Annotated in this window: 10 protein-coding genes and 1 pseudogene; 9 read left to right on the top strand and 2 right to left on the bottom strand. The window is 71.2% G+C overall.

Features of this window, described 5'->3' with window-relative positions; genetic code table 11:
- Positions 1-590: 590 nt before the first annotated feature.
- Both QSK31_RS47780 and QSK31_RS47775 read right to left on the bottom strand, forming a co-directional pair.
- Positions 591-1,535: a TRM11 family SAM-dependent methyltransferase gene (locus QSK31_RS47780; protein ID WP_502873131.1), complete on the bottom strand. Its 945-nt coding sequence runs from the start codon at positions 1,533-1,535 to the stop codon at positions 591-593.
- A gap of 124 nt (positions 1,536-1,659) precedes the next feature.
- Positions 1,660-2,352 carry a hypothetical protein gene (locus QSK31_RS47775; protein WP_285691852.1) on the bottom strand — a complete coding sequence of 231 codons (693 nt, stop codon included), beginning with the start codon at positions 2,350-2,352 and terminating at the stop codon, positions 1,660-1,662.
- A 720-nt stretch (positions 2,353-3,072) separates the two neighbouring features.
- Here QSK31_RS47775 and QSK31_RS47770 point away from each other — a divergent pair.
- From QSK31_RS47770 to QSK31_RS47730, 9 genes and pseudogenes are all read left to right on the top strand, one after another.
- The gene (locus QSK31_RS47770; protein ID WP_285691851.1) at positions 3,073-3,888 is read left to right on the top strand and encodes a hypothetical protein; all 816 of its coding nucleotides are present in this window, start codon (positions 3,073-3,075) and stop codon (positions 3,886-3,888) included.
- Positions 3,889-4,139: 251 nt separating this feature from the next.
- Positions 4,140-4,550, top strand: a complete 411-nt coding sequence (locus QSK31_RS47765; RefSeq protein ID WP_285691850.1) for a pilin — start codon at positions 4,140-4,142, stop codon at positions 4,548-4,550.
- Between the two features lie 308 nt (positions 4,551-4,858).
- Entirely contained in the window at positions 4,859-6,484 is a 1,626-nt protein-coding gene (locus tag QSK31_RS47760; protein WP_285691855.1) for a TrbL/VirB6 family protein, read from the top strand.
- Positions 6,484-7,434: a PrgI family protein gene (locus tag QSK31_RS47755; RefSeq protein ID WP_285691849.1), complete on the top strand. Its 951-nt coding sequence runs from the start codon at positions 6,484-6,486 to the stop codon at positions 7,432-7,434. The genes QSK31_RS47760 and QSK31_RS47755 overlap by 1 nt, the downstream gene beginning before the upstream one ends.
- The gene (locus QSK31_RS47750) at positions 7,431-9,185 is read left to right on the top strand and encodes a VirB4 family type IV secretion system protein (protein WP_285691848.1); all 1,755 of its coding nucleotides are present in this window, start codon (positions 7,431-7,433) and stop codon (positions 9,183-9,185) included. The genes QSK31_RS47755 and QSK31_RS47750 overlap by 4 nt, the downstream gene beginning before the upstream one ends.
- A gap of 26 nt (positions 9,186-9,211) precedes the next feature.
- A complete protein-coding gene (locus QSK31_RS47745; RefSeq protein ID WP_285691846.1) occupies positions 9,212-10,543 on the top strand; it encodes a hypothetical protein in 1,332 nt (443 codons plus the stop codon).
- A complete protein-coding gene (locus QSK31_RS47740; protein WP_285691845.1) occupies positions 10,540-12,150 on the top strand; it encodes a type IV secretory system conjugative DNA transfer family protein in 1,611 nt (536 codons plus the stop codon). Before QSK31_RS47745 ends, QSK31_RS47740 begins: the two co-directional genes overlap by 4 nt.
- A gap of 68 nt (positions 12,151-12,218) precedes the next feature.
- On the top strand, positions 12,219-13,028 hold the full coding sequence (locus tag QSK31_RS47735) for a replication-relaxation family protein (RefSeq protein WP_285691844.1): 810 nt from the start codon (positions 12,219-12,221) through the stop codon (positions 13,026-13,028).
- Positions 13,016-13,276: pseudogene (locus tag QSK31_RS47730) on the top strand (M23 family peptidase); the annotation flags it as partial. The gene QSK31_RS47735 and the pseudogene QSK31_RS47730, both read left to right, overlap by 13 nt.

Below are 13,276 nucleotides of genomic sequence, written 5' to 3'. Positions count from 1 at the left end.
GAACTCGGCTACCTGAGCCCGGACGAATACGAGACCGCCTGGCACACCCAGACCGAGCCAGATAACCTCACCCCTGCCCCGACCGGAAGCAGGTAACCACCGCTCCGTCGAAACGGGGGGAACTCAACCCCACGGTTTACCGGTGCCGGGATTGCGGCAGCCGCAGCGCTTGGACGTGGTTCCAGTTTTCATGGATCATGCCCGATTCGGTAGTCGTTGTGCCCCAGCGGATGTGTGAACAGGGCAGTCCGCTGGGGCGTGTGGTCGACGTCATCCATGCCGGGTAGGGGGCGCAGATCAAGCGTGGCCGTACCGGTGGTCTTCGCCAGCACGCTGGCCCCCGACGTCTTCGCTGATTTACCGCGCGGGTGGGTTGTCGGCCGGCGTCTCAGTAGCTCCGATGAGGCGAAGCAGGTGTGGGACGCCAACGACGAAGCGGCGGCCGACACGGGTTACGGGCACGGGGAATTCTCCAGCACGGGCGAGTTGGTAGGCGGTGGTTCGGCCGATACCGAGTACGGCGCCGGCGGTCACGATGTCGGTGGTGGTGCCGAGTGCGCGGACGGCATCGACAGCCCAGGCCGATCGGTTCACGGCACATCCTTTCCGAGGAGCTGTAGGACGATCACGTCTTCGTGCTGTACGAGCCACTGCGGGTCTCCGTCGGCGATGGCGTTGCCGACGTTCTTCTGCTGAAAGAACGACGCCCTGGGCACGAGGAGGCCGTTGCGGACGCCGGCCATCAGGGCTACGCATTCCTCGACCAGTTCGAGCCCCGCCGCTTCTCCGGCGGCGACGACCATGCCCGGGATGTCGACGAGTTCGCCGTGGCGCCGATAGGGGCGGGCGGTGATGACGACATGTCCGCCGGGGCGCAGCACGGCCCGGCATCCGGCGAGGATGTCGGTGAAACCTTGGGCGAGGGTGTCGTGGTCGCGGTAGGCGAGGTTGTCGGCGCCGCCGTAGCGGTGATTGAGCTTACGGACTTTGCCGCGCCGTGGACCGGGCGTGCGGACGTGGCCGTGGGTGGACGGCCCGTACGGCGGTGAGGTGATCACGAGGGCGACCGTGCCGCGCATCTGCGACGGCAGGAGCGTCGGCAGGTTCCGGGAGTCGCCGGTGTAGATCACGCCACTGCCCGGGGCGTCCTGTTGTTCGGCGAGGGCGACGTTGACGGCGGCCAGGGCCGCCCACTTGTCTTCGTATTCGATGCCGACGCCGTGGCGGTCGAGGTGCATCGCTTCGACCACTGTGGTGCCGATGCCGGCCATCGGGTCAAGGATGACGTCGCCGGGGTCGGTGTAGGTGTTGATGGCTTGGCGGGCGATGGTGGGCAGCATCTTGCCCGGGTGGGTGATCGACTCGGCGACATACCGGCCTCGGCGCAGCTCGCGTGACGGTCGCTGGCCGGTCAGCCACACCGAACCCGGGTATCCCTCAGTGAGCAACGTAGCGACGCGACTGATGCCCGGGACATTGCTCGCGACGGGGCCGATGTCACCAACAGAGCCGGGGACGGGACCGCTGGCGGGGATGGACCGAACGGCCGGGGTGTCGGAGGCGTTGAGGGGGACGGCGTCGTTGATAGGGAAGGTGTCGGGGACGGGGTGCCCGCCGGTGCGGACGGCAGCGGCGGCCGGGCGGGTGTTCGGCAACGACTCAGGCATCCGTGGCCTCCGGGGCGATCGTGGTGAAGACGACGAGGTCTCGGTGGGTACGGACGTGGCGGCCCGCGATGAGCGGCGGCCGTGCGGCCGGGCGGGGATCAGTGCGCGGCTCGGTTTCGGACAGCGGCACGAGCAGTGCCGGGATGTGCTGGTGGTAGACCAGCCCGGCGCTGAGGGCGGCGGCGATGACGGTCGAGCGGTGCCCGAGTGCGCCGGTGCCGGGTCCGGCGGTGAGCAGGACGACGAGGAACCCGCCGGGGCGTAGCAGCGCCTGCCATGCGCTCAGCGCCCGGCTCAGGGCGTGCGCGTCGCGGTGGTCGATGCTCAGGCGCGGCAGGGTTGCCAGCACGAGTACGGTGTCAGGCCGGGTGCTGGCCGGCGGCCCACCCTCAGCGGGTTCGAGCCGGGCGGGCGGTTGTTCACCTTCGGTGACCACGACGCCGGAGCAGCGGTGCAGGTGCTCGGCGGCGGCGGCCACGGTGGGGTGGGCGTCGGTGTCCAGGACGAGGTCGCCGTCGCGGGTGTAGCGGGCGATCAGGAGCGCGAGGTCGTCTGGGTGGATGCCGTACCAGTCGGGCAGTGCTCGCCCGGCCGAGTCGGCGGGACGGTAGGGGTGGTTCGGGCGAAGCAGCAGTGCGACGGGTACCCGCTCGGTGCGGGGGCTGGTGGGGTGTGTCTGCGGCATGGGCGTGGTGGGCCATGTCCGCCGACGAACGCTGACACATAGAGATACAGATTTCGGGCCTGTTTTCGACATCGGCCCGGACCTCCGACGCCCGCCGACGTCCGGGAACAGCGAGACCGAGGCCGCTCTAGCAAGATCTGGCCAGGGTTGAACACACAGGTCAGAGACCTTGAGCCTGGATGCCGTGTCCTCGCATACCGAGGCCGGTGGAGGTGACTGGAACGCATTCGCCGTGACCTATATCAGGCTCGCCTATAACAAGATCATCTCCCGTTTGAACAAGATCGTCAGTCATGTAACAAGATCGACCTGCGGGCTGAACAAGATCATCAAGCTTCGCCGGAGGTGGGCTCATCCTTCGCCCGGGTTTGAACACGTCGGGCCGTCCGGTCGTGTGCGCGGCCGTCATGCGTTAGCCCCGTGGCGCAGTGGACATCCGACATTCACGGCACGCCGGTCGCCACCGGAGGTCCTCATTCTGCGCTTCTGTAACGGGGTTGAACACGCTGGTCAGACGCCACGGCATTGCGCACTTCCCATTGAGGAGGTGGTCGGCGACGGTGCGCTTAGCACTGAGGTTGAACACGTGGCGTGACCCTTGAACAAGATCCACAGTGTTCAAGATCTGTGACACCCGAGTGGCGGGATGGGAGCAGTTCCCGCCGGGACGCCCCTTTCGAGGCGCCGGCATCCCACACCCACGTTCTCGGGGGATCTTCCATGTCTGAGTCCATCCGTTCCCTGCTGCCCACCACCGGTTCGGACGCACCGGCTCTGGTGCTCGGTGAGCAGCCCTTCGACGTCGCCGCGACCGCGTTTCGGCTGCTCAACACCGGTCCCGGGCCGCTGTCGGTCGACGGTGCCGCCCTCGGCGGGGGCCTGCCCGCCCGGCGGATCGCATTGTCGGAGCTGGCCGCGATCCTGATGCACCCGTCCTGCGGCTACGCCGCGAGTGACCGGGCGTGGCGGCTGCTGATCGAGCACGCCCGCACCGACGGCCCGGCCTGGGTCGTGGGCGCGGTCGGGGTCGCCCTGCCGGGGCTGCGTCCGGCGGCGTACCGGCTGCGCGGTTTCACCGGGGACGTGCAGGCCGAGCTGTTGACCGCCTTCGTCGCCGCGCTGCGCAGCCTGAAGCCGGGCGGTCCGCGGGTCGCGCAGCGGCTCCTCAGCGCCACATTCACCACCGCCCGCGCGGCGCTGCGCGCCGACCACGAGCGTCCGAAGGCGCCGGTGGAGCTGGCGGTGTCCGCGCCGACGGCCGGACACCCGGACCTGGTGCTGGCCCGTGCGGTCACGGCCGGGGTGATCACGGCCTTCGAGGCGGAGCTGATCGGCGCGACCCGCCTGGAGGGCGTGCCGGTGGCCGGCTACGCGCAGGGCCTCGGCAAGGCGGTCAAGGCGGTCTACAAGGCCCGCGACCGCGCCGAGGAGCGCTTGGTCGCGGCGATCCGCGCAGGCGTGCTGTCCGACGAGGACGCGGCCGTGATCGCCGAGGCCACGATGACCCTCGCATCCGATCCGGGACAGGGCTCCTGACCTGTGCTGTTACAGCCGGATGTCGAAAAGAAGGCCCAAATCTGTATCTCTTAGTGCGGGACTTTTCCGCACCTGGTGACCTCGTTCGACCGGCCCCGCTGACGGCGCTGACACCCGCAACGGCCTAGCCGACACCTCGAAGGAGGACGGCCACCGCGCCGGTCGCAGGTCACCACCTCTTCCGCACATTCGCTCGCCCGGCCCCACACCTCGGGGTGTGGGGCCGGGCTGCCTGGAGGTGCCCACGTCCCATGAACCGTCACCCGTTGCACCGCCCCACCCCGACTCCGCGTCGGCCGGTCACCGACCGGCGCGGCCGACGTCTGCCCCGCACCGTGCGACTGCTCACCACGGCGGCCGGTATCACCGCCGTGGTGGTCCTGACCTGCGCCGGAACGGCGCAAGCTGCCGCTGAGCCTGGCACGGTCGTGCTGGCCGCTGACTCGATCGATCAGGTCGTCAACAACATCCGGCTCTGGCTGGTAGGGATCCTCGCGGGCTGGGCCACCTTGTGCCTGACCGTCGGGTTCCTGCGCTACACCAGCGGTGAGCCCGGCGAGGTCGAACGCGGCAAGATCGCCTTTCGCAGCGCCGCGATCGGCTACGCCGGAGCTCTGCTGGCACCGCTGATCGTCACCATCGTCGGCGGGTGGGTGGCCTGATGACCCCCACCTCACCGTCCCGCCGCCGGGTACGGCTGCTGGTGCTCGCCGTCCTCAGCGTCGGCGTGATCCTCGGTCTCGCCCTCGCGAGTCCAGCGTGGGCCGACCCGTCCCCGGCACCCGTCCCTGCGCCGGGCGCACCGTCCCCGACTCCCGCGCCCGCACCGGTCGTGCCGTCCCCGATCCCGGCACCGCCGCCGGGCGGGCCGACGCCGACCGTCCCGTCGTCCCCGCTCACGCCTGCGCCGTCCCCGGGGCCGTCCCCGTCCCCGGCGCCCACCGACGACGCCGGGGACGACGAGCCGGGCATGTTCGACATCCCCGGCCAGATCCGTAAGGCCATCAACGAGTTCCTGTTGTGGGTCGCCAAGACCGGTCTGAAGCCGGTCATGAACGCCCTCGGCAGTACCGCCCTGTCCACCCCCGACATCACCGGCAACCCACAGGTAAAAGCGGTCTGGACGACGAGCCTGATCGTCGCGAACGGCATCTACGTGTTGTTCGTGGTCCTCGGCGGGTTCATCCTCGCGTCGCGGGAGACCTTGCAGAGCCAGTACGGGTTCAAACAGATCGCACCCCGGCTCGCCGTGGGCGCGGTCGTCTCCAACATCAGCCTGATCCTGTGCGGCAAAGCCATCGAGGCGACCAATGCCCTGACCGCCGCCATCGCCGGGCAAGGGGTCGACGGCCCGGACGCGGCCCAAGCCATCTCCGGCATCCTCGATCAGCCCCTGACCGGCACCTCACCCAACATCCTGCTCATCCTGCTGGTCATCGCCGTGGCGGTCCTCGGCCTGGTCGTGGTTATCACGTTCATCCTGCGCGTAGCACTGCTGGTCCTGCTGTTCGGTATTGCGCCCCTGGCCATGGTGTGTCACGCCAGTCCGCAGACCGAGGGCATCGCCTACACCTGGTGGCGGGCCTTCTTCGCCTGCCTCGGTCTGCAGGTGGCCCAGGCGGTGATCGTGGTGGGCACCGTCAAGGTGTTCCTCACCCCCTCCGGACTGGTGCTGCTCGGGGTGCCGGCCACCACGAGTGGGCTGCTCGGGGTGCTGGTCTGCGTCACGATGCTGTGGCTGCTGATCAAGGTGCCCGGCCTGATGAAGCAGTTCGTCCTCGCCCCGATCGGGATGCAAAGCCAAGGCCGGGGCCTGGTCGGACAGCTCATCCAGGCATTCGTCATGATCAAAACCCTGGGTGCCGCCGCCGGGCTCACCGGCGCGGCCACGGCAGGCAGTCGAACCGCCCGTGCCCAACCGGCGGCACGTCAGCGGGCTGCCACCAGTGGAACGAGGACCGCTCGGCCCGCCCCTGCCCCAGGCGGACGCGGCGCACGCCCGGCTACCCCGCGCCCCGCCCTGCCCCGGCCGTCTCCGACCGGTCCGGTGGCGTTCAGTAACGCCCCGACCACGCAGACGCCGTTGGCGGTGCCTGCTGGCACCAACGGGGCACCGGCGTTCAGCCACCCAGCACAGCCGGGCACCCCGGCACCGGCCCCGACCGGTTCGGCCCCGGCCGCACCGTTTTCGCACGCCAGCCCTGCACAACCGCCTTCGTCACGACCCGTCGCAGGTCCGACACCGGTGGCCTTCAGCGGCGCCCCGCCGACCCCGGCGAGCCCGACACCGCCCGGCCCGGCACCTGCATCGACGTTCTCGGCTACGGAGCGACCGCAGAGCGCGCCGCGCCGGCCACCGGCCCCGGTCACGCCGGTGTTCTCCTCCGCACCGCCGACCCCGAAGACGCGGCCCACGGCGGCCCGAAGGGCCGCCCGCCCGTCCAGCGCGGGCGGCCCGCCACCGGTGACCGGGACTCCGGCGTCACCGGGTCCGGCTTCAACCGCGCGGCGGTCCCCGCGCCCGGCACCGCCGTCCCCGCCTCCGGCGGCTTCGTCCCCGCCGCCTGCCAGGCGCCGTCCCCGAGGAGACAAGTGATGAGCCGCCGTAGCGACGAAGCACCTTTGAGAGCTCGCGTGCCCGCTGATGTCGAGCGGGAGGACCGGGTCGCGTTCAATCTGGCCTGGCGGCAGTTGGTCATCCTGACCGTCATCGGCCTGCTGCTCTATGCGGCGTGGACCGCCCTGGCAACGGTGGTGCCGCCGCTGGTCTTCCTCGTCTGCGCTCTGCCGATCGCCGGTACCGGGTTCTTCCTGGCGGTCGGCCGCCGCGACGGGGTCAGCCTCGACCGGTGGCTGCTCGCGGCCGTGCGGCACCGGCGTGCTCCGCACCAGCTCGTCCCGGCCGACGGCCCGGTCACCCCGGCCCCGGGGTGGGTGTCGACCACGCGGGGGCCGGGTGACCGGCTCCCGCTGCCCGCCCCGTTGCGCCTGCCCGCGAAAGGCATCACGCCCGACGGTCTGGTCGATCTCGGCCCGGACGGCACCACCGGCCTGGTGGCCGCGTCGACGGTGGCGTTTGGGCTGCGGACTCCGGCGGAGCAGAACGGCCTGGTCGCCGGGTTCGCCCGCTGGCTGCACAGCCTGGACGGCCCGGCGCAGATCCTCGTGCGCGCCCAACGCGTCGACCTGACTGATCTGGCCGACCGGCTGGTGTCGCGGGCGCCGAGCCTGCCGCACCCCGCTCTGGAAGAGGCGGCCCGCTCGCACGCGGGTTTCCTCGACGACCTCGCCGCGCGGCGGGAGCTGCTGCACCGCGAGGTCACCGTCGCGGTGCGCAGCACCCGCAGCCCCGGTCACACCGCGCATCAGGCCGCCGAGACCGTGCGGGCGCTGTCCGGCTGCGAAGTCGCGGCGACTGTTCTCGGGTCGGCCGAGGCGTCCGTCGCGTTGGCCGACGCCCTCAACCCCGCCGTCCCACCGTCCCCGCCGCTGGCGGGCGGTGCGGGACGGCCCGTCCCGAACGTGCAAGGAAGTGAGGAGCTGTGAAGCTGCTGTCTCGCCATCTTACGACCGCCGTCCCCGAGACTCCGACGGTCGTCCCGGGCAGCCCCGACGCCGTCGAGGTCGGGGGGCGCTCGGTTCGGGTCGGGGACGACTACAGCGCCGCCCTGGCCGTCACCGGCTACCCGGCGGAGGTCGGCCCCGGCTGGCTCGAGCCATTGCTGTCCTATCCGGGACGGGTGGATGTGTCCCTGCACATCGAACCCGTTCCTGCGGTCGTGGCCTCCCAGCGGTTGCGCAAGCAGCGCGGCCGGTTTGAGGCGTCCCGCCGGCAGACCGCGACCAAGGGCCGCCTCGATGACCCTGAGTTGGACGCCGCGGCGGCTGATGCCGCGGACCTGGCCTCCCGCGTGGCCCGGGGTGAGGCCCGCCTGTTCCGCCTCGGGCTCTACCTGACCGTGCACGCCGACACCGAGGCGGAGCTGGCCGACCGGCTCACGGAAGTCAGAGCCCTCGCCTCGTCGTTGTTGCTCGACGTGGCGCTGGCGACGTGGCGGCAGTTGCAAGGCTGGATCACCGGCCTGCCGCTGGCCTTCGATGCCCTGAACATGAAGCGGGTCTTCGACACCGACGCCCTCGCGGCCGCGTTCCCCTTCACGTCGCCGGACCTGCCGGTCACCGCCGCCGAGACCGGCATGGGCGTGCTCTACGGCCTCAACCTGCACAGCCCGGGTGTCGTGGTGTGGGACCGCTGGGCGCAGTCCAACTACAACTCCGTCATCCTCGCCCGCTCCGGTGAAGGCAAGTCCTACCTGGCCAAACTCGACCTTCTCCGCAACGTGTACCTGGGTGTAGAGGCGTTCGTCATCGATCCTGAAGACGAATACGTACGCCTCGCGCAGGCGGTCGGCGGGACGATCATCCGGCCCGGCGTGCCCGGCGTGCGAATCAACCCCCTGGATCTGTCCGCCGGAGACGGCGACGACGCCCTCGTGCGGCGGGCGCTGTTCCTGCAGACGTTCGTCGCGGTGCTCACCGGCGGGGCCGGGGTGTCGCCGGAGGAAGCCGCCGCCCTGGACGTGGCGGTCCTGGCCGCCTACCGGGGCAAAGGCATCACCACCGACCCGCGTACCTGGCGGCGGCCCGCGCCGCTGCTGGCCGACGTCGCCGCCGCGTTGCCGGACGCGGGCGACGCGGGACGAGTCCTCGCGGCCCGGCTGTACCCGTACGTGTCCGGCTCCTTCAAAGGTCTGTTCGACGGGCCGACCTCCACCGCCCCTACCGGGCACCTGGTCGTCTACGCGATCAAGGACCTGCCGGAGGAGCTGAAACCGGTCGGCACCCTGCTCATCCTGGATGCGATCTGGCGCACCGTCAGCACGGCGAACCGAACCGGGCCGTCCACGCGGCGGCTGGTGCTGGTGGACGAGGCGTGGCTGATGCTGCGCGCCGGCCTCGGCGCCGACTTCCTGTTCCGTCTGGCGAAGTCAGCGCGCAAGTACAACACCGGGCTGTCCGTGATTACCCAGGACGCCGCTGACGTCCTGGCCACCGACGTCGGCCGGGCCGTGGTCTCGAACGCAGCCACCCAGGTGCTGCTCCGGCAAGCAACCCAGGCGATCGACGCCGTCACGAAGGCGTTCGGGCTCACCGACGGCGAGCAGGCATACCTGCTGTCCTGCACACGCGGAGACGCCCTCCTCGCGAGTGGATCTTCGCGGGTGGCGTTTCACAGCCTCGCCGACGACGTCGAACACGACCTGGTCATCACCGGTCCACCCACGACCCGCCAGTAATCCGCTCGAGCGACCGGGAGCCCATCATGTCTGCCTTCGAGCTGTTGTTCAATCTGTCGTCCCCGCTGTTCGCCCCGCCGTCCCCAACTCCGTCCCCGCCCGGGTGCGTGCCCGGCCGCGACGGCATCCCCGACTCCGTATTCGGCGAGATAGCGTGCGGCACGTGGGGCCGCAAAGTCCCCGCCGCCGTGGGGGAACTCATCCGCGAGCGGTGGCCTCTGCTGCTCGCCGGCCTGGCCGTCCTCGTCGGGCTCTTCTGGCTGTGGCGGGCGTGGCGGCGGCGGGCGTGGCGCCAGCACGCCGCGCAGGCTCACTGGTTGCAGATCGTTCCGCCGGTCACCGCCACCCCGGCCGCGACCGTCGGACTCTGGCGGCTCCTCGCGACGGCGTTGCCCGCGCCGGGTCGGTGGGCGCTGCGCCCGCCGCGCATCGTGTGGGAGGTCGAGGCCGACCCGCATGGGATGCGCGCCGGTCTGTGGCTCCCTCCGGGTGTCAACCCGACCGCTGTGCTGCGGATGCTGCAGCGGGGCTGGCCCGGTGTGCGCGCCGAACAGGCCAGGCCGCCCCGCATCTCCACCGGCGGGACCAGGACCACGCTGATGGTGCGCCCGACGCAGCCGGACTGGCTTCCCCTAGTGGAGGACACCTCGACGGCCAGCTCCCGGCATTGGGAGAGTGCCCCGCCCGACGAGGACCGATTGCGGGCGGTGTTCGACGGGCTCGCCTCGGCCGGGCGCACCGGCGGTGGCCTGCTGCAAGTCCACATCAGCCGTGCCCCCGCGCATCGGCTGCGGATGCTGCGCCGGGCTACTACCCATCCGGAACGCGCCCGCAAGTCCCGGGGCACCGCCCGCGCCGCCGGGCTGCTGGCTGACGGGCTCCGTGTGCTGGTCCTCGGCGTGCTCAGCCTGGCCACGCTCGGCCCGTCGAGTAGTACCCGGCGGCGGACCGGCCCGGCTGACCCGTATATGGCGGACCTGGCGCGGCAGGCGCGCGGGAAACTCGCCGCCGCCCCGCACCTGCTCGTCGCGGTCTACGCCACCGGCACCGGCCCGACGAAGGCCGCCGCTCTGGCCGCCGCCGCGGACATCACGAGCGGGTTCGGGCTGCTGTCGGCGCACTTCACCCGCCGGCGCCTGCGCCGAGGCGCCACGCAGGCAGGGCAGCGGTGGGTGCCCGAGGCCCGGATGAGCCTGGCCGCTGTCGGTGAAGCCGCAGCTCTGGCCGGGCTGCCCGCCGAACCGGCGGCCCACGGGCTACCCGCCGCCGCGTCGCGGCGCAGGCCCGGAGGCCGCGACGTCTTCCGCGCCGGACCCGCCACCAGTCCCACCCCGCCGACACCGTGGAGCGCCCCGTGACCAGCCCACCCACCACCGAATCCACCAATGGTGCACCGGAGCCGACCGGGCGGCTCAACCTCGTCCCGCTCGATCAGCGGCACGGTCTAGGCGGGAAGGTGATCGGCGTCGCGAACGCCGGCCCCCGCACGAGGATCGGGATCTCGCTGACCGACTGCCGCTACCACGTGCACGCGCTCGGCCCGACGGGGACCGGCAAGACCACCCTGCTGATGAACATGATCCTGGACGACGTCGAAGCCGGACGCGGTGTCGCCGCGTTCGACCCGGCCAAGGGCGATCTGATCCGCGATTTGCTCGACCGGCTACCGAAGTCCGCAGGTGACCGGCTGGTGCTGATCGATCCGGACGAGCGGCACGCACCCCCGGCGATCAACCTGCTCGATCCGGCCGTGCACGGTGGCACTCCGCACGATGTGGCCGCGAACCTGACGGCCGTCATGGCGAAGGTGTGGGCGCGCTGGTGGGGCCACCGCACCGCCGACATCTGCTACCACGCCCTGCTCACCCTGGCCCACCTCGAAGGTTCGACCCTCGCGCAGTTGCCGCGGCTGCTGTCGGACTCGAAATGGCGGGCCGAGCGGGTCGCGACGGTCACCAACGCGCTGAAAGCGTGGGAGGGCAACACCCTCGGCGAGTTCTGGGAAGGCTTCGACGGGCTCTCGGCCGGTCAGCGGGCTGGGCTGACCGCGCCGCTGCTGTCCAGGTTGCGGCTGGTGTTGGCGCATCCGATGGCGACGTCGCTGTTCGGGGTGGCGGCCACCACGTTCTCCTTCGCCGACATCCTCGACGGCGGGCTACTGCTGGCCCGGCTGCCGAAGGGGGTCATCGGTGAGGACGGCACCCGCCTGATCGGCTCGTTGCTGCTGGCAGGGTTGTGGCAGGCGACCACCGCCCGCGCTCGCATCCCCGAACACGATCGCCCGGACGCGATGGTCGTGTTGGACGAGTGTCACAACTTTCTGCACCTGCCCATCGGTATCGATGACGCCCTCGCCGAGGCCCGCGGCCTGCACACCTCGTTCGTCCTGGCGCATCAGTACCTGGGCCAGTTGTCCGGCGACATGCAAGAGGCGATCGACGCCAACGCCCGCAACAAGGTCTACTTCGCCCTCGCCCCCCGCGACGCCGTCGACCAGGCCCGCCACCTGCGCCCGTACCTGGACGACGGGGACCTGATCCGGCTCGGCGGCTACGAGGTCGTGCTCCGGCCAGTGGCCGGCGGCCGGGTGGTCCCTCCGGTCACCGCCGACACCGAGCCGCCTCGACCACCGGTCAACGGCCGGTCCGCGGTGCTGCGCCAGGCGGCACGCGAGCACACCGGGCTGTCGCACGAGGACCGCAGGAAGCTGCTCGGCGCAACGGCAACGGTCCCGGCGAGCACCGAACCGCAGGGTTCAGTGCAGGTTCCCGTACAGCCGTTCGTCGGTCGTAACACCTTCGCTGTGCATGGCGAGCGGTCCAACGAGACCCCTCACGAGCCGTCCAACGAGCAATCCAACGAGTTTTCCAACGAGTCCGAGGACTCGTTGGAAAACGCCCCCTATGACAGCCCATACCCGCAGGTCAACGGCGTTGAGGAGGACTGGTGGACCGGAACCGACTGATAAGAGATATCACTGCTTCTAGCCTTCATGCTTCTGCCCCTCACGGGGCTCGCCTGACGGCGTCCGTCGTGGCCGGCGAACTCACCAGACTCACCCCCCGAGACCGGTTCCTGCTCAACCTGCTCGACCAGCACAAGACCTTCACCACCGACCAGCTCGTCGATCTCACCTTCGGTTCCGCCGGTCGAGCCCGCAACCGGCTCAACACCCTGCTCGAGCGCGACATCCTCGACCGGTTCCGGCACTACCAGAGGCCCGGCTCGCAAGCGTGGAGGTGGACCCTCGGCCCGGTCGGCGCGGCGATCGTCGCGGCCTCAAACGGTGACACGCTGCCCCGCCCGTCCGCCGTACGCGACGCCACCGCCCGACTGGCCCTGTCTCCGACACTGACGCACCTCATCACCACCAACGGGTTTTTCGTCGCGCTCAGCGCGTACGCCCGCACCGACCCGGCAACCCGGTTGGCGCGCTGGTGGAACGAGGCCGCGTGCCGGGAGGCGGTCGGCATGGTGGTGCGCCCCGACGGTCACGGCGTGTGGATCGACGGTGGGCACGCGGTGCCGTTCTGGCTGGAGACCGACCTCGGCACCGAAACGCTGTCCCGGGTCGTCGGCAAGCTCACCGGCTACGCCGCCCTCCCGCCGTCGCGCGCCTATCCGGTGTTGTTCTGGCTTCCCACCGCCGCGCGGGAGGCGAACCTGCACGCACAGCTTGCCCGCACCGGCGTGCCGGACGCGGTGACCGTGGCGACCGCCGCCGCCGACCACGCCGCCGGGGCGGGCGGCCCGGTGGGGCCGGTATGGCGGATGCCCGGACAGCCGGGACGCGTCGCGCTGGCCGACCTCACGGCCTCGGGCGGTGCGGTATGGGACGGGTGATCTCGTGGGCGGTCGGCGGGGTGCTCGTCCTGCTGGTGGTCATCGTCGCGGCCGGGGTCGGCGCGGTGTCGGCGGTGTTCGGGGGTGGCGGTGCCGACGGGTGCCGGGCCACCGTCACGAACCCCGGCGCGACCCCGGACGGGCTCACGGCCGAACAGGCGAGCAACGCTGCCGTGATCGTCGCGGTCGGTCAGCGCCCGGTCGGTCAGCGCATGAGCGTGCCGCCGCGCGGGTGGGTGATCGCCGTA

The organism is Actinoplanes sp. NBRC 103695, assembly GCF_030269485.1.
Taxonomy (GTDB): Bacteria; Actinomycetota; Actinomycetes; order Mycobacteriales; family Micromonosporaceae; genus Actinoplanes.
The sequence above is the reverse complement of the archived record's forward strand: the minus strand, read 5'-3'. Positions and strand labels throughout refer to the sequence as shown.

What these genes read in the sequence shown, in the direction of transcription:
- QSK31_RS47760 (WP_285691855.1), top strand. Translation starts at nt 4,859, where the DNA reads ATGTTCGACATCCCCGGCCAGATCCGTAAGGCCATCAACGAGTTCCTG.
- QSK31_RS47765 (WP_285691850.1), top strand. Translation starts at nt 4,140, where the DNA reads ATGAACCGTCACCCGTTGCACCGCCCCACCCCGACTCCGCGTCGGCCG.
- QSK31_RS47755 (WP_285691849.1), top strand. Translation starts at nt 6,484, where the DNA reads ATGAGCCGCCGTAGCGACGAAGCACCTTTGAGAGCTCGCGTGCCCGCT.
- QSK31_RS47775 (WP_285691852.1), bottom strand. Translation starts at nt 2,352, where the DNA reads ATGCCGCAGACACACCCCACCAGCCCCCGCACCGAGCGGGTACCCGTC.
- QSK31_RS47770 (WP_285691851.1), top strand. Translation starts at nt 3,073, where the DNA reads ATGTCTGAGTCCATCCGTTCCCTGCTGCCCACCACCGGTTCGGACGCA.
- QSK31_RS47745 (WP_285691846.1), top strand. Translation starts at nt 9,212, where the DNA reads ATGTCTGCCTTCGAGCTGTTGTTCAATCTGTCGTCCCCGCTGTTCGCC.